Annotated in this window: 15 protein-coding genes; 9 read left to right on the forward strand and 6 right to left on the reverse strand. The window is 65.0% G+C overall.

Features of this window, described 5'->3' with window-relative positions; genetic code table 11:
• Positions 1–70: 70 nt before the first annotated feature.
• Entirely contained in the window at positions 71–1,270 is a 1,200-nt protein-coding gene (locus tag ACT2BZ_RS04100) for a phosphoglycerate kinase (protein ID WP_457939478.1), read from the forward strand.
• Between the two features lie 34 nt (positions 1,271–1,304).
• On the opposite strand, the gene ACT2BZ_RS04105 is transcribed toward ACT2BZ_RS04100, so the two are convergent.
• Both ACT2BZ_RS04105 and ACT2BZ_RS04110 read right to left on the reverse strand, forming a co-directional pair.
• Positions 1,305–2,318, reverse strand: coding sequence for a zinc-binding alcohol dehydrogenase family protein (locus tag ACT2BZ_RS04105; protein WP_457939480.1), 1,014 nt, complete (start codon positions 2,316–2,318; stop codon positions 1,305–1,307).
• A gap of 45 nt (positions 2,319–2,363) precedes the next feature.
• A complete protein-coding gene (locus ACT2BZ_RS04110) occupies positions 2,364–3,176 on the reverse strand; it encodes an SDR family NAD(P)-dependent oxidoreductase (RefSeq protein WP_457939482.1) in 813 nt (270 codons plus the stop codon).
• A 108-nt stretch (positions 3,177–3,284) separates the two neighbouring features.
• Here ACT2BZ_RS04110 and ACT2BZ_RS04115 point away from each other — a divergent pair, with 108 nt between their 5' ends.
• The 3 genes from ACT2BZ_RS04115 to ACT2BZ_RS04125 all read left to right on the forward strand — a co-directional run bounded on the left by ACT2BZ_RS04115 (position 3,285) and on the right by ACT2BZ_RS04125 (position 5,733).
• Entirely contained in the window at positions 3,285–3,698 is a 414-nt protein-coding gene (locus tag ACT2BZ_RS04115) for a winged helix-turn-helix transcriptional regulator (RefSeq protein WP_457939484.1), read from the forward strand.
• A gap of 248 nt (positions 3,699–3,946) precedes the next feature.
• Positions 3,947–4,837 carry a fructose bisphosphate aldolase gene (locus ACT2BZ_RS04120; RefSeq protein WP_457939486.1) on the forward strand — a complete coding sequence of 297 codons (891 nt, stop codon included), beginning with the start codon at positions 3,947–3,949 and terminating at the stop codon, positions 4,835–4,837.
• Between the two features lie 182 nt (positions 4,838–5,019).
• Complete coding sequence (locus ACT2BZ_RS04125) at positions 5,020–5,733, forward strand: SGNH/GDSL hydrolase family protein (protein ID WP_457939488.1); 714 nt, start codon at positions 5,020–5,022, stop codon at positions 5,731–5,733.
• Position 5,734: 1 nt separating this feature from the next.
• Here the strand turns inward: ACT2BZ_RS04125 and ACT2BZ_RS04130 are convergent, their stop codons facing one another.
• Complete coding sequence (locus tag ACT2BZ_RS04130) at positions 5,735–5,896, reverse strand: hypothetical protein (RefSeq protein WP_457939489.1); 162 nt, start codon at positions 5,894–5,896, stop codon at positions 5,735–5,737.
• 112 nt (positions 5,897–6,008) lie between these two features.
• On the opposite strand from ACT2BZ_RS04130, the gene ACT2BZ_RS04135 reads away from it, so the two are divergent.
• Together ACT2BZ_RS04135 and ACT2BZ_RS04140 are read left to right on the forward strand one after the other, a co-directional pair.
• A complete protein-coding gene (locus ACT2BZ_RS04135) occupies positions 6,009–6,557 on the forward strand; it encodes a DUF3291 domain-containing protein (RefSeq protein WP_457939490.1) in 549 nt (182 codons plus the stop codon).
• Between the two features lie 94 nt (positions 6,558–6,651).
• Positions 6,652–8,559: a propionyl-CoA synthetase gene (locus tag ACT2BZ_RS04140; RefSeq protein WP_457939492.1), complete on the forward strand. Its 1,908-nt coding sequence runs from the start codon at positions 6,652–6,654 to the stop codon at positions 8,557–8,559.
• Here the strand turns inward: ACT2BZ_RS04140 and ACT2BZ_RS04145 are convergent.
• The 3 genes from ACT2BZ_RS04145 to ACT2BZ_RS04155 all read right to left on the reverse strand — a co-directional run bounded on the left by ACT2BZ_RS04145 (position 8,556) and on the right by ACT2BZ_RS04155 (position 11,768).
• Positions 8,556–10,427: a CHASE2 domain-containing protein gene (locus ACT2BZ_RS04145; RefSeq protein WP_457939494.1), complete on the reverse strand. Its 1,872-nt coding sequence runs from the start codon at positions 10,425–10,427 to the stop codon at positions 8,556–8,558. The genes ACT2BZ_RS04140 and ACT2BZ_RS04145 overlap by 4 nt on opposite strands.
• Before the next feature lie 6 nt (positions 10,428–10,433).
• On the reverse strand, positions 10,434–10,931 hold the full coding sequence (locus ACT2BZ_RS04150; protein WP_457941216.1) for a FecR domain-containing protein: 498 nt from the start codon (positions 10,929–10,931) through the stop codon (positions 10,434–10,436).
• Between the two features lie 177 nt (positions 10,932–11,108).
• Positions 11,109–11,768: a peroxiredoxin gene (locus ACT2BZ_RS04155; RefSeq protein ID WP_457939496.1), complete on the reverse strand. Its 660-nt coding sequence runs from the start codon at positions 11,766–11,768 to the stop codon at positions 11,109–11,111.
• A 252-nt stretch (positions 11,769–12,020) separates the two neighbouring features.
• On the opposite strand from ACT2BZ_RS04155, the gene ACT2BZ_RS04160 reads away from it, so the two are divergent.
• From ACT2BZ_RS04160 to ACT2BZ_RS04170, 3 genes are all read left to right on the forward strand, one after another.
• Positions 12,021–13,871 (forward strand): hypothetical protein, encoded by a 1,851-nt coding sequence (locus ACT2BZ_RS04160; protein ID WP_457939498.1) that lies wholly within the window; start codon positions 12,021–12,023, stop codon positions 13,869–13,871.
• Positions 13,872–13,979: 108 nt separating this feature from the next.
• Positions 13,980–14,768 carry an SDR family NAD(P)-dependent oxidoreductase gene (locus ACT2BZ_RS04165; RefSeq protein ID WP_457939499.1) on the forward strand — a complete coding sequence of 263 codons (789 nt, stop codon included), beginning with the start codon at positions 13,980–13,982 and terminating at the stop codon, positions 14,766–14,768.
• 122 nt (positions 14,769–14,890) lie between these two features.
• Positions 14,891–15,061 (forward strand): hypothetical protein, encoded by a 171-nt coding sequence (locus ACT2BZ_RS04170; RefSeq protein WP_457939501.1) that lies wholly within the window; start codon positions 14,891–14,893, stop codon positions 15,059–15,061.
• The last annotated feature ends 63 nt before the right edge of the window (positions 15,062–15,124 follow it).

Below are 15,124 nucleotides of genomic sequence, written 5' to 3' on the forward strand. Positions count from 1 at the left end.
TCGGTGGCTTGCATCCGGGCCGCTTCGCGATAATGTCCGGCGGATTTTTTGAACGAAGGGAATGACCATCATGGCCGGTTTCAGGACGCTCGACGATATCGGCGACGTCAAGGGCAAGCGCGTGCTTGTGCGTGTCGATCTCAACGTGCCGATGGCTGACGGCAAGGTCACCGACGCTACCCGCATCGAGCGCGTCGCCCCGACGATCCTGGAGCTTTCCGACAAGGGCGCAAAGGTGATCCTTCTGGCGCATTTCGGACGCCCGAAGGATGGCCCCGACCCATCCATGTCGCTCGAGCCTGTTGCCCGCGCGACAAGCGACGTCATCGGCCGCCCGGTTGCCTTCATCGGCGATTGCGTCGGCGAGGCGGCGCAAGGTGCCGTCTTCGCGATGATGCCCGGCGACATCGCGCTGATGGAAAATACCCGCTTCCATAAGGAGGAAGAGAAGAACGACCCTGAATTCGCCAAGCGGCTGGCCGCCAGTGGCGACCTCTATGTCAACGACGCCTTTTCCGCCGCCCACCGCGCCCACGCCTCGACCGAGGGCCTCGCCCGCCTGCTTCCCGCCTATGCGGGGCGCACCATGCAGGCCGAACTCGACGCGCTGGAAAAGGGCCTCGGCAACCCGACCCGACCGGTCGTTGCCATCGTCGGCGGCGCCAAGATATCGAGCAAGCTCGATCTCCTGATGAACCTCGTCCAGAAGGTCGACGCCCTGGTCATCGGCGGCGGCATGGCCAACACCTTCCTCGCCGCGCGCGGCACCGATGTCGGCAAATCGCTCTGCGAGCACGACCTCGCCCAGACGGCGCGGCAGATCATGATCGAGGCGGCCACCGCAGGCTGCGCCATCGTCCTGCCGGTCGACGGTGTGGTCGCCCGAGAGTTCAAGGCAGGCGCCGCCAACGAGACCGTCGACATCGGCGCCATCCCCGCTGACGCGATGGTGCTCGATGTCGGACCGAAGACCGTCGACGCTGTCAACGAATGGGTCGACCGCGCGGCCACCCTGGTTTGGAACGGTCCGCTTGGCGCCTTCGAGATCGAGCCGTTCGACAAGGCGACCGTGGCCGTCGCAAGGCACGCCGCCAAGGCCACGCGCGCCGGCACGCTCGTCTCCGTCGCCGGCGGCGGCGACACGGTGGCCGCGCTCAACCATGCCGCCGTCGCCGATGACTTCACTTACGTCTCTACGGCCGGCGGCGCCTTCCTCGAATGGATGGAAGGCAAGGAGCTTCCCGGCGTCGCCGTCCTGTCCGGGAGCTAGCGCAGATGACAGGTCTGGCGATCGCTTGTCGGCTTTAGAATCCTTCGAGCACCAGCTTTCCGTGGGCCGTACCCGTCTCGAGTTGGGCGTGAGCGCGCTTGAGGTTGGTAGCCGTTATGGCGCCGAGCACGTCTGTTGCGGTCGACCGGATCTTGCCCGCGTCGAGTAGAGCCGCGACCTCGTTCAGGATTTCGCCCTGCTTGCCCATGTCGGGTGTCTGGAACAGCGAGCGCGTGTACATCAATTCCCAATGCGTGGAGACAGACTTCCTCTTGAAGGGCGAGACATCCAGTGTGTCGGGGTCGTCGATCAACCCGAACCGTCCCTGCGGCGCTATCAGTTCCGCGACCTGGCCGATGTAGAGGTCCGTGCGGTTGGTCGAAAACACGTAGCCCGGTTGGCCGAGCCCGAGCGCCTCGATTTGCGGCGGGAGCGGCTTGCTGTGGTCGATCACATGATGCGCGCCGAGTTCGCTTACCCAGTCCTTCGTTTTGCCGCGTGAAGCCGTCGCAATGACAGTGAGATCGGTCAGCGCCCGCAGAAGCTGGATCGCGATCGACCCGACCCCTCCCGAACCGCCGATGATAAGCACAGCCTTCGCTGCGCCCGGCACCGGGTCATTCACCCGCAGGCGGTCAAACAGCATTTCGTAAGCCGTCAGCGTCGTCAGCGGCAGCGCCGCAGCTTCTGCATTGGTTGCCGATTCTGGCTTGTTGCCGACGATGCGTTCGTCGACCAGGTGGTATTCCGCATTGGTGCCGGATCGGTCGATGGCGCCGGCATACCAGACGTTGTCGCCCGGCTTGAACATCGTCGCCTCGTCGCCGGTCTCGACCACTTCGCCGACCGCATCCCAGCCGAGAATCGCCGGCGCATCGCCTTCCGGCGGACGGTTCATGCGAATCTTGTAGTCAACCGGATTGACCGAGACCGCCTGGACGCGGACCAGCAGGTCGCGTCCGGTTGCCGTCGGCCTGTCGATCTCGAAATCGATCAGTGCGTCTTCGCGGTCGAGCGGGCCGGGTGTTCTATAGCCAACAACTTTCATTGGGCTTCTCCTGACTTGGGGGTGGTGATTGCAGATGTGGGATGATCAGGCTGCTATCGACAGCCGCGCCAGACACGCTTCGATGGCGCGGACAATCCCGGCGGATTTCGCGGGGTCCAGAGCGTCCGGGTGGGGTAAATCGAACCGGCCGGAATCATTGTCAAAGTAGCGGCCTGAGGCTGATGCGAACTCCTCCGACAGCGCTGCCCTGTAGAGGACATCGGCGCCAATCCGGATATCGCTTCCGGCAACGCCGAAGCCCTCCTTGACCATTCTGGTGGCAAGCAGCGAACCAGGATTGACCGCAATGATCGCGGGGCCGGTCTCGCCGAGTCTCCGCGCCAAATGCATCGACCACGCCGTCAGCGCGAGTTTGCTTTGCGAATAGGCAGCCATGTCGGACAGAGGAGTCCAACCGGCGAGCGCCTCGAGATCGACGGGATTCTGAGCCGCGGAGGACAGGTTGACTACCCGTCCTGAGGGTTCGAGCTGCGGTACAAGCCGCATGGTCAGAAGGTATGGTGCAATCGTATTGACCGCGAACCGAACATCCAGCCCGTCGGCAGTTCTGGTATCGGGCGTTTTGAAAATGCCGGCGTTGTTGATCAGCACATCGAGACGACCGGCTCGATCGGCAACAGCTGCAGCCAGGCCCTCGACAGCAGCCATGTCCGACAGATCAGCCACGAAGGTCTCGACCTTCGTGCCACCCGAAATCGGAGCGAGCGTTTGGGCGACTTGGTCAAGTTTCGCCTTGTTGCGCCCGTGGAGCAACACGCTGTGACCGCCCTTGGCCAGCAATTTCGCTGTTTCCAAGCCGATGCCGTCGGTGGAGCCGGTGATCAGTATGGTCGTCATGTCGTGTTCTCTCGGTACGAGCTGCTTTGACATTGTTCAGCTACACGCGCATATGGACGGGTAGCCTACACATCGCAAGTACGCACAATTTCGGCCTATAGGTACAAAATGGATACTGTAGAAGACGAACTCAGGTCTCCCCGCTTCGAGACGTACGATTGCAGTGGCGGCTGTCCGGTCGAGGCCGCCCTCGAGCAGATAGCCGGAAAGTGGAAGGGCCTGCTGATCTACCATCTGATGGAGGAGACGCTGCGCTTCAACGAGTTGGCTCGGCGCGTCGGCAACGTCACGCAGCGCAGCCTCACCAAGCAACTCCGGGAGCTCGAGGCTGATGGCATCGTTCACCGGGAAGTCTTCGCCGTGGTACCGCCGCGTGTGGAGTATCGACTGACTGAAAAGGGCCGTCGCCTCCGCGAGGTGATCGAGGCTTTGCGGAGCTGGGGCATCGAACACCCGAGACGGCGAGAGGCCACTTCGCCTGCGCTCGCTGTCGGGCCGCAGGCAGCCGCTCTCTCGCTTTGACCGGACTCAATCGGCCTTGGATCGATTGAATTCCGCAGCGACGCCGATCTGCCGATTTCCGGGATTTCGTAGGCCTGATTGTTCTGCTATTGCCGTTTCAAGCTGCATGACCCCGAGGGGGCGTGTGCGGGTCTTGACGGGCACCTTCGGTTGGATGGCGGGCTGACGACGGCAGCCGCCGCAACGGGGTGTCGAGGCACGAGTTTGCGTACTGAGCGCCCGGAAAACGGTCGCCGCTGGAGGATGAAATGAACAAGGAAATGACTGCGCAGGCCGCGACCAAAGACGGCTTCATTGCAGCGCTCGATCAGTCCGGCGGCTCTACGCCGAAGGCGCTCAAGCTCTATGGCGTCGACGAAAGCGCCTGGTCAAGTGAAGCGGAAATGTTCGATCTCGTTCACAGGATGCGCACCCGCATCATCAAGTCGCCTGCCTTCACCGGCGACAAGGTGATGGGCGCGATCCTGTTCGAGCAGACCATGGACCGCGACATCGACGGCACGCCGACCGCAAAGTATCTCTGGGAGAACCGCCACGTTGTGCCGTTCCTCAAGGTCGACAAGGGGCTGGCGGATACAGTGGACGGCGTCAAGCTCATGAAGCCCATGCCCGAACTCGACGCTCTTCTGAAGCGTGCGGTCGAGAAAGGCATCTTTGGCACCAAGATGCGCTCGGTGATCGACGCCGCGAACCCTAAAGGCATCGCCGCGGTCGTTGACCAGCAGTTCCAAATCGGGCTGCAGATCCTGTCGCACGGCCTCGTCCCGATCATCGAGCCCGAGGTCACGATCTCGATCCCGGACAAGGCGAAAGCCGAGGACATTCTCCTCGCTGAAATCCGCAGGCACCTCGACAAGGTGCCGGCCGGCAAGCAGATCATGCTCAAGCTGACGCTGCCCGAGAAGGCGAACCTCTACGCGCCGCTGATCGCCGATCCGCGCGTCCTGCGCGTCGTGGCGCTATCCGGCGGCTACTCGCGAGAGGAGGCCAATGAAAGGCTGCGCCAGAACACCGGCATGATCGCGAGCTTCTCGCGCGCGCTGACCGAAGGCCTGTCGGCCAGCCAGAGCGACGCAGAATTCAACGCCGCGCTGGCTTCCGCGATCGACAGCATCTTCGAAGCATCCCGCGCCGGCTGATACCAAGTGTTCCCTCCGGCGCGACTTCTGGTCGACCGGAGATCGGAGCATAACATCTGGGCAGCTGTACCTAGACCCATCCAGCGTCAACCAGGATGGTCATGGGGATCGGGTAGCTTCCGCGAAAATGGCCCGCTCCGGCAGGGGCTTCTCCTTTGGTCCTGCGTCGCTATAACTCGCCGATGCTCCGTCTCTTCCTCACCTGGCTCGCTTTCCCGGTCTATGTCTGGCAGGGCCTTGGCGTGCGTCGCCGCACGACGCGCATGCGCCCGGCCGAAGGGCCGGTCCTCCGCCGCATAGCCGGAAAGGAACCGGCGCTCTCGCTGCTGGTCCTGGGCGATTCATCGGCGGCCTCGGTCGGCGTCGGTCATTCTGAAAGCGGCCTCGCCGCGCAGCTTGCGGCGCTGATCGCTGAACGCACCGGCCGCTCCGTCAAGTGGCGGGCCGCCGGCTTCAATTCCGCGACGTCGGGCCAGATCCGCGACCATGTCCTGCCCAACCTGTCGCCCGATGCCTGGTCCCATATCGTGGTCAGCCTGGGCACCAACGACGTCAAGAATTTTCACACGCTGCCGCGCTTCAAGCGCGAATTCGGCGGGCTGCTCTATGCGCTTCGGGCCAAGTGGCCGGAGGCCCGCATCGTCTGGTCGCCGGTTGTCGATTTTTCGCGCGTGCCGGCCCTGCCTGACATGCTTGGCCGGATTCTCGAGATCCGCGCCGATGCCATCAACCGGCTCGGCGAGCTTCTATGCCTCGAACGCGGCGCGGTGCCCGCCACGCGGCTCGCCATCACCGATCCCGAGGTCGGTTTCTCGTCGGATGGCTTTCATGCCTCGGAGGCCGGTTACAGGGCCTGGGCCGAACACATGCTCGGCTTCGTCCTCGACGGCGAGTGAGCTACCAGTCGTGGCTGACCAGTACCGTCAGCGAGATGGCCGCCAGCGCGCCCACCGCCAGCTTCCAGAAATCGCGCCTTTGCCTGAGGCCCGGCAGGCCGAGCGGCTTGATCAGCTGCACGGCCATCAGGCCGATGATCACGAAGGCGAGGACTTTGCTCATGGCGCGTTTGACCAGCAACGCGCCGTTCTGTCAAAGTGGATCGTCACCCAAGCGTCTTCATCCCGGCTCCGCCGCTGTATGCAGACAGGCTCATGAACCGCGGCAAACGACGATGACCGGCAGGCGCCTCGCCCTTTACACCTTCGGCATGTTCAAAGGCAGCGCCGATGATGACGCCAACCAGGGCTTCCACGACCGCAACGATGCCGCCTTCGCAGCTGCCGAGACGGCCGAGGGCTACATCGCCCGTTCCGGTTACGAGGACGAGCCCGGCCCGGCAAGCTGGGGCCCGCAGGTCTACCCGCGCTTCTATGTCGAGCGCGGCGACGGCTGGTCGCCCTCGACGATCTCGCTCTGGACCGACCTAGAGTCCGCGATGGCCTTCTCCTACAGCGGACTGCATGCGGAAGCGCTGAAGCACGGCCGCCTATGGATGATGAAGCCTGAATGGCCTCCCTACGTCCTTTGGTGGGTCGATGCTGCCCACAGACCCGACTGGGCCGAGGCGGTCGCCCGCCTTGAGCATCTCGCCGACCACCGGCCGGGCCCGCACGCTTTCGACTTCAAGTCACCCTTCGGCAGCGACGGCCTGGAGGCCACGCTCGACCGCGCGCGCATCAAGAGGCTGGCCGCCCTGAACGCATCCCGACGCCCGCAATAGGGCGCAAGTCGCGCATTCTGCCGCACAGGTCGTTCGTCGCATGGACGGCATGGTCGGGCGGGCTTAAAACAGCATGGCATTCTGGGAGGAAGCCATGGCATCGCGCTATCACGACGTCTACGACAGCTGGAAACGCGATCCGGAAGGATTTTGGGCCGAAGCCGCGAAAGCCATCGACTGGGTGAAACATGCCGACAAGGCTTTTGACGAAACGGCGGGCATCTATGGTCGCTGGTTCCCCGGCGCGCTCTGCAACACCTGCCATAACGCCGTCGACCGGCATGTCGAGAACGGCCGCGCCGATCAGCTCGCGCTGATCCACGATAGCGCCATGACCGGCACGGTCATGAAATTCACCTATGCCGAACTGCAGGCCGAAGTCACCGCACTTGCCGCCGTGCTCGTCGACCAAGGCGTCGGACAAGGCGACCGCGTCATCATCTACATGCCAATGGTGGCAGAGGCCGCCTTCGCCATGCTCGCCTGTGCCCGCATCGGCGCGATCCATTCGGTCGTCTTCGGCGGCTTTGCCGCGCGCGAACTCGCCACCCGCATCGACGACGCGACGCCAAAGCTCATCATCTCGGCCTCCTGCGGCCTCGAACCCGGCCGCACCGTGGCCTACAAGCCGCTGCTCGATGGTGCCATCGATCTTGCCCGCCACAAGGTCGAGCGCACCATCATCCTGAAACGACCGCAGCTCGACTGCGAACTCGTGCCGGGCCGCGATGTCGACTACGCGCAGGGCGTCGCGGCGGCAAAAGCCGCCGGACGCAAGATCGACTGCGTGCCGGTCGCCGCAACAGACCCACTCTATATCCTCTACACCTCCGGCACCACCGGCCAGCCCAAGGGCGTGGTGCGCGACAATGGCGGCCACATGGTCATGCTGCACTGGTCGATGAAGAACGAGTTCGGCATCGATCCGGGCGAGGTCTTCTGGGCGGCCTCCGATGTCGGCTGGGTCGTCGGCCACTCCTACATCGTCTATGCGCCACTGCTCGCCGGCTGCACCACCGTGCTGTTCGAGGGCAAGCCGGTCGGCACGCCTGACGCAGGCACCTTCTGGCGCGTCATCGCCGAGCACGGCGTGGCATCGCTGTTCACGGCGCCAACCGCCTTCCGCGCCATCAAGAAGGAGGATCCGCGGGGCGAGTTCGTGCCGAAATACGATCTGTCGAAGTTCCGCACGCTGTTTCTCGCCGGCGAACGCGCCGACCCCGAAACCATCAAGTGGGCTGAGCGCCACCTCGGCGTCCCGGTCATCGACCACTGGTGGCAGACCGAGACAGGCGCTCCGATCTCGCAGAACCCGGTCGGACTCGGCATCCTGCCGGTCAAGTACGGCTCGCCCTGCGTGCCGATGCCGGGCTACGACGTCCAGGTTCTTGACGATGCCGGGCACCCGGTGGACAGGGGAACGCTCGGAAATGTGGTTCTGAAGCTGCCGCTGCCGCCCGGTTGCCTGCCGACGCTGTGGAACGCCGACCAGCGCTTCCGGCAGGCCTATCTCGACGAGTTCCCCGGCTACTACAAGACCGCCGACGCGGGCTATATCGACGATGACGGTTACCTCTTCATCATGGCCCGCACCGACGACATCATCAACGTCGCCGGACACCGCCTGTCGACCGGCGGCATGGAGGAAGTGCTGGCCGAGCATCCGGACGTCGCCGAGTGCGCCGTCATCGGCATGGCCGATGCGCTGAAGGGCCAGGCGCCCTGCGGCTTCGTCGTGCTGAACTCCGGCGTCTCGCGCGATGTCGCCGAGATCGAGCGCGAGATCGTCGCCCTTGTGCGCGAGCGCATCGGCCCCGTCGCCGCATTCAAGATCGTCGTCACAATCAAGCGCCTGCCGAAGACCCGCTCGGGCAAGATACTGCGCGGTACCATGCAAAAGATCGCCGATCGCGAGGACTGGAAGATGCCGGCGACGATCGACGATCCCGCGGTCCTCGACGAGATCTCGGAAGCACTGAAGGCCCGCGGCATCGGCGTCTAGCCGGCTTCGGTTCCCGCGCCGGCGCGCCAGTACCAGACGAACAGGCCGCCGGCCCGGCCCCGGATCGGCACCTGCGTCGGTCCTTCGAGACTGCCCGTGGCGCGCACCGCGGCAGCGTCACCGGCGGCGCGTAGAAGGTCGTCGCTCAGCGCCACTTCCGCCCCGCTGGCCGCTGCCACCTCCATCAGCCGGCTGGCCACGTTGACCGTATCGCCGGTCGCGGTCATCTGCTGGTGGTGGCCCTCGCCGCCCATGCGCGAGGCGACAACCAGCCCGAAATGCGCGCCGATCTTGAAGCCGACCCGTGAGCCGATCGCGGCGGGCAGCGCTTCCAGCCAGCGCCGGGTGGCCGCAGCGAGGCTGACGCAGCATGTGAGCGCCGTCGCCGCGTCGCCACGCTCCGCGCCGGGCAGGCCGAAGACGATCATCGCACCGTCGCCCATAAAGCTGGTGATCGTGCCGCCGCAGGCCGTCGCCTCCATCTCGACCATCTCGTAGAAACCGTTCAGCAGGTCGCGCACGGTGTCGGGTCCGAGCGTTTCGCTGAGGCCGGTGAAGCCCGAAATGTCGATGAAGACGATTGCCGCGTCCTGCCGGACCGGCTTCGCCAGAAAATCGGGGTCGCGCGCCAGCATCCGTGTCAGGGCGGGCGCCTGGAATTTCTGCAGCAGTTCGGCGCGTCTGGCGAAATGCTGCGCCCGTCCCCGGTCGAGCCATATCTGGGCAAGGCCGAAGAGCATGACAGGCGGAACAGCGACGGCAAGAGGCAGCGCGGCGCTGAGCCAGATGCCCTGGGTGAAGGCGGCCATGTTGCCAGCTAGCCAGAGGAGTAGCACGGCAGCCAGCACCGCGCCGCCGACCGCACTGCGGCGCCAGGCGATCAGTCCGACCAGCGAAAGCCCAAGCAGGGTGGCGATGATCCCGTCGCCCAGTCTGGTTGCGCGGTTGCGGACCGGCCCGTCACCGGTGACGAGGTGCGAAATCGCCGTCGAGATGACCTCGACGCCGGGCAACACCGGGTCGAAGGGCGTCGCGAACACGTCGCCGCCGCCGGTCACCGTCGCGCCCACCGCCACCACCCGGTTGCGGAACAGGTCATCGCCGACCCGCCCGAGCAGCAGGTCGGCGGCGCTGGTCGTCCGGATCGTGCCGCGCGGTCCGTAGAAGGAAAGCGGCAGCATCTGGCCGGCATCGGTGGCGACCAGACGAGCGCCGACGACGATGCCGCCCGGCTCGATCACAGGCTCCTGCCCGCCGGCCAGCGCCGCGACACGCAGTGGCAGCGACGACTGCACATCGTCTCCCGAGCGAAACAGCATCGGCACGGCTCGCGGCGCGCCGCTCTGGTCGGTCGATACATTGACCACGCCGACTGCCGCCACGTCGCCGAACCGTTTCAGCGGCATCAGGAAGCGCTCGGCCTGAGCGATGCCGCCGAGCGGCCCCTTGTCGCTTACTGACTGGCTTTCTTCGCCGTAGACCGCGGCGGCTGCAATGACGCTCGGCACCTGGGCTAGTGCCGCGGCAAGCGCGGCATCGCCCGGTTCAGGGCCCGGATCGACAAGCAGCAGGTCGACGGCAATCGCGCGCGGGCCTGCCTGCGCGATTGCTGCCACGATCCGCGCTAGCACGTCACGCTTCAGCGGATAGCCGCCGGCAAGCTCGACCGTCGCGTCGTCGATGGCGATGATGGTGACGGCGTCAGGTGCCGCGCGCGGCCCCCGCGCCAGCATGCGCAGGTCGGAGAGCGTCGCCTCGACACGGTCGAGGAACCACGCGTGTCCACGCCAGTGCTGCAGCGACAGGCCGACGCCCCAGAGAAGCGTAAGAGCAAGCGCGATCAGCGTCTGGAGCGCACGGCCGTTCATCCCCGATCATTGACCGAGGCGCGCAAGCAGCGCCGAAACACGCGCCGCGGGCCACCGCTTCACCGTCAGCGGGCCGGTACCGCGATCGACGTCGACACCCTCGCCGGGTCGCAGGACCACGCGTTCGCCGCCCGTCGCCCGTTGCACCGAGACCCGGCCGCGCACCACGAATACGGCCGTCTTGCCGCCCGCGACGTCGACTGCCCAGCGCGTGCCGCGCACCGCGGCAATTGCCTGCGGCGTGATCACCTTGAAGCCGCCGGCCGCACCTGCCGGACCGTCGATCAGCACGGCCTTGCTGCGCAGGGCAGCGCCATCGGCCTTGCCGTCAGAATTCCGGTCGATCAGCGAGTAGCGTGCCCCGGGCTCGACGGTAATGGAAAGCCCGTCGGCACAGCGCAGTATGCTGCGCCCGCCATCGGTCGGTTCGAGCACGCAGCCGGCATCGCTCGTCTGCGCCATGGCCCCCGACAAGGTCAGCCCCGTGGTGCCGAGGGTGAGCATGCAAAGAACAAGGAGTGTGCTCGGACGCATCGGTCGTTCCTCCGCGTTTCATCGCAGTTAGCAGACGCAGCATACGCCATCGCGTCGCTCGCGTCATGCAGGCGCTGGAGCCACCGGGACGGCTTCGGCGTTGCCGGGATGCTCGCTGTCCGACCGTGCGCCTTGCCGGCGTGCCGCCTATTTCGGCTGCGGAACCGTGCGCAGATAGGGGCGTATCGTCTTGAAACCGCCGGGATACTGCTTCTTGGCGTCTTCGTCGGTCACCGAGGTCAGGATGATAACGTCGTCGCCCTGCTTCCAGTCCACCGGGGTCGCCACCTTGTGCTTGGCCGTCAACTGCATGGAATCGATGACGCGCAGAATCTCGTCGAAGTTGCGCCCGGTGCTCATCGGGTAGATCAGCGCCAGCTTGATCTTCTTGTCCGGACCGATGACGAAAACCGTCCGTACGGTCGCATTGTCCATTGCCGTGCGGCCGTCCGAGGTCTCGCCGGCATCGGCCGGCAGCATGCCGTAGAGCTTCGAGACCTTCAGGTCCGTGTCGCCGATCATCGGATAGTTCGGCGCAAAGCCCTGGGTGTCAGCGATGTCGGCCGACCAGCGCGCGTGATTCTCGACCGGATCGACGCTGAGGCCGATCACTTTGACGCCGCGTTTGTCGAATTCCGGCTTCAGCGCCGCCATGCGGCCGAGTTCTGTCGTGCAGACAGGCGTGAAATCCTTGGGATGCGAAAACAGCACGCCCCAGCTGTCGCCCAGCCAGTCGTAGAAACGAATCTTTCCCTCGGTCGTGTTCGCCTCGAAATCGGGCGCCATGCTGTTAATCGTCAGAGCCATTGGAATTTCCTCCTCATCTGTCGGGTATGTCCGCAGCAGATGGCGGCGGCGCACGATCCCGTGCAAATGCAATTCATGCCCGTTCGGGGCGCACAAGAACCAGAAATCGCGCCCGGCAGGACCGATGACGCGGCACGCGAACTCTAGGATATTCCCCACCGTCACCGCAAGCGGCCGGTGCCGTCCGGCCCCCGGATTCACCTCAGGCTAACCTCCCCATGCGAAGTTCCTGCGCAATCGGAGAACCTGCCATTGCCGTTTCGCCTCCGCTCCCTGTCGATCGACACCTGGCTCGTCGTGCTTGGGCTGGCCGCGCTGGTCTGCCTGAGTCCCATTGGCGCGACGATCGCCGTCATCGCGGCAATTTCGATCGTCGGCCTGCCGCTCACGCTGATCCTGGCCGCCATCCCGCCAATCTTCGTGTTCCTGCTCAGCGCACGAATTGCGCACATCCTGCTGGCACTCGTGGGCGTGCGGTTCTGGCCATTCAGCGCGGTTTTGGCGCTGGCAGCACTTGCCGTCGTGCCGTTTATCGAAAACCGCCGCCTCGAGGCCAATGTCGCAACGCTGATGAGCGGCGATATCGACCGGATCGCTGCACCGCCCGCCATGACGACACTTGCGGTCGTCACTACGGGTGGATTTCGGCGCAAGGCGGAATGCGACGATTTCTGCCAGCGCGCGCTGCTCAAGCAGGCGGTTGGCCGCATTCTGATGGTCAAGGCCAAGGCACCACTCAGTGAGCCCGACGACGCGACCGAGGGAACGATGTACCGGCTCGAGCAGCGCGCGGCCTGCCCGGACTTCGACCTTTCCGACGGCATGAACAAGCTCGCCATCCCCAGCAATATCCGGCAGCAGGGCGACAAGTCCCCGGCCGATCTGCTCCGCCTCAAGGCAGCGTCTGGAACCTGCCTGATCGTGGAACCGGCAACGCTGGCCGAAGCCGACGCGGTTTTGCTCTGGGGAGCCGTCACCGATCGCAACTCGGCGCGTGATGCCGGCCTCGACCCCTTCGCCGACACGGTGCGCGCCGAACGGCTTTCGTTCTACGGCCGGGACAATGGCAGTCTCGTCGAGCATTACCGTTCGACCGGCGTTACCTATAGTCCGCTGCTGCCCCTCCTCCTGCCGTCCTATGCTTCGGGCTACGGCCTGAAGATGAAGCCCGGCTTTCTGCGCAGGACCGTCTACGAGGGCGAGGCGAAGCAATATTATCCCGCGCCGCCGCTCGAACCCTTCCTCCGGAAATCTCTCGGCTTCGATCTCGCCATCGGCGAGGCGGACCAGCGCGATACGTCGACCGAAGAGATCATCGTCGCCGCCCTTGACCAACCGGGCCCGATCGACCGCGCCAAGGCCAAGGTGATGGCCGACTTCTTCGAGGAGATCCATCGCAACAAGGACGCCCCGACCGACGATGCCATGCTTGCAGCGCGCATCCTGGAAGACCGGCGGGTGCCGGTTCCGCGCAACGCCAGTGCGCCGGTACGGAAATTCGCGGGCGACGATCCGGCGCTCGCCTCCCGCTTCGCGGCTGCCCTGTTCGGCCGCCTGTTCGACACGCCGCCCGACGAGAAGGAAGATCACCCGACCTATCTCGGCTACTCCATCGGCTATCTGGCTTCGGCCATAGCCTCACTACCTGAGGACGCAGTCCGGCCCTACCGTGCCGAGCTCGAACGGCTGGCGCGCGATCCCGAAGCCCGCGTCAATGCCTATGTCGCGCTAAGACGGCTTTCCGTGTTCGGGGCCGACGCCATACCGACGCTGATTTACCTGATTGACGATGCGCAGAACTACAAGGCCGACAAGAACAACCGCAATGCCTGGCAGCACCCCTATCTTGCCGGCGTGCAGGGACTTTGCCACATCGGTTCCGAGGCAGGGCCAGCCATTCCGCTCATCTACGAGCGTCTCGACGACGGCACCATCGTGAAGTTCGCCTCCTATTGGGACATGACTATCAGTACGCTGATCGGGATGGGTGCGGAGCCCGACGAAATGTGGCCCCACCTGCAGACTTCCGACAAGAACCACACGCGCGAGCGCTTCGACCTCGAAGTGCGCCGCGCTCGTAAAAAGCGCGACTGCAGTTACTGACTTTTCGCGCCGGCGCGGCGCTGCGGCGCAGTTGACCTGACTTTGCCTTCCGGCCAGTGTCCGCGCCGGGAATCGCCCGCAAGACGGGTGCGCAAGAGGAACATCGAAATGGCACTCAACGGCAAGACAGCAATCGTGACGGGCGCAGCGGGCGGTATCGGCTACTCCATCGCAGAGCGCTTTGCGAAGGAAGGCGTGAAGGTCTTTATTGCCGATGTGGATCAGGCCAAGGGTGAAGCTGCGGCCGCCAGGCTGTCTTCCCTGGGTGAAGTCACCTTCGTGCAGTGCGATGTCAGCAGGAGCGCCGACGTTGCCCGGCTCGTCGAGGCAGCCATCGCCGCCTTTGGCGATATCGACATTCTGGTCAACAATGCCGGCATCGTGCATGGCGCCGACTTCCTCGATCTTGCCGAGGCGGATTTCGACCGCGTGCTCGGCGTCAACCTGAAGGGCTCCTTCCTTGTCGGCCAGGCCGTCGCGCGCCACATGGCCGACCGCGTCAAGGCAGGCGGCAAGCCCGGCTCCATCGTCAACATGTCGTCGGTCAACGCGGTCTTCGCCATCGTCAACCAGGTGCCCTATTCGGTGTCCAAGGGTGGCGTCAGCCAGCTTACCAAGGCCATGGCGCTTGGCCTTGCGCCCTACGGCATCCGCGTCAACGCCATCGGTCCCGGCTCGATCATGACCGACATGCTGGCCAGCGTGAATGCCGACCCGGCGGCCAAGAACCGCATCCTGTCGCGCACTCCGCTCGGCCGCATCGGCGAGCCCTCCGAGATCGCCTCTATCGCCGTCTTCCTCGCCTCCGACGAGGCCAGCTACATCACCGGCCAGACCATTTACGCCGACGGCGGGCGCCTGCCGCTGAACTACACCGTGCCCGTCAAGGAAGACTGACGCCGGCCGCCCGCGCGGCCCCGCCCGAAGAGATCGAACTTTCCCCGTCCGCGTTCCCGCTCCTGACAGACTGCTGTCAGGACGGGTATGAGACATTGCCTCTCCAACAAGGAGGCATCGCCATGACATTCGCAACGAGGTACTACCGCGCCGTCCGCAGCTACGCTCTAAGGGCCAAGGCCAGGCACGACGAATTTCGGATGGCCCATTTCATGTATTCGCTGCCAGAGGAAATCCGCAAGGACATCGGCTGGCCCGAACAGGACGATAATCGCCTCACACGCGGCCGTTAGGCTGCACGCGGCTCGTCGCCCTCCTGACATTATGCTGTCAGGAGGGCTGTGACACTCTCCCCC

The sequence above is a fragment of the Mesorhizobium sp. 10J20-29 genome (genome assembly GCF_054130485.1).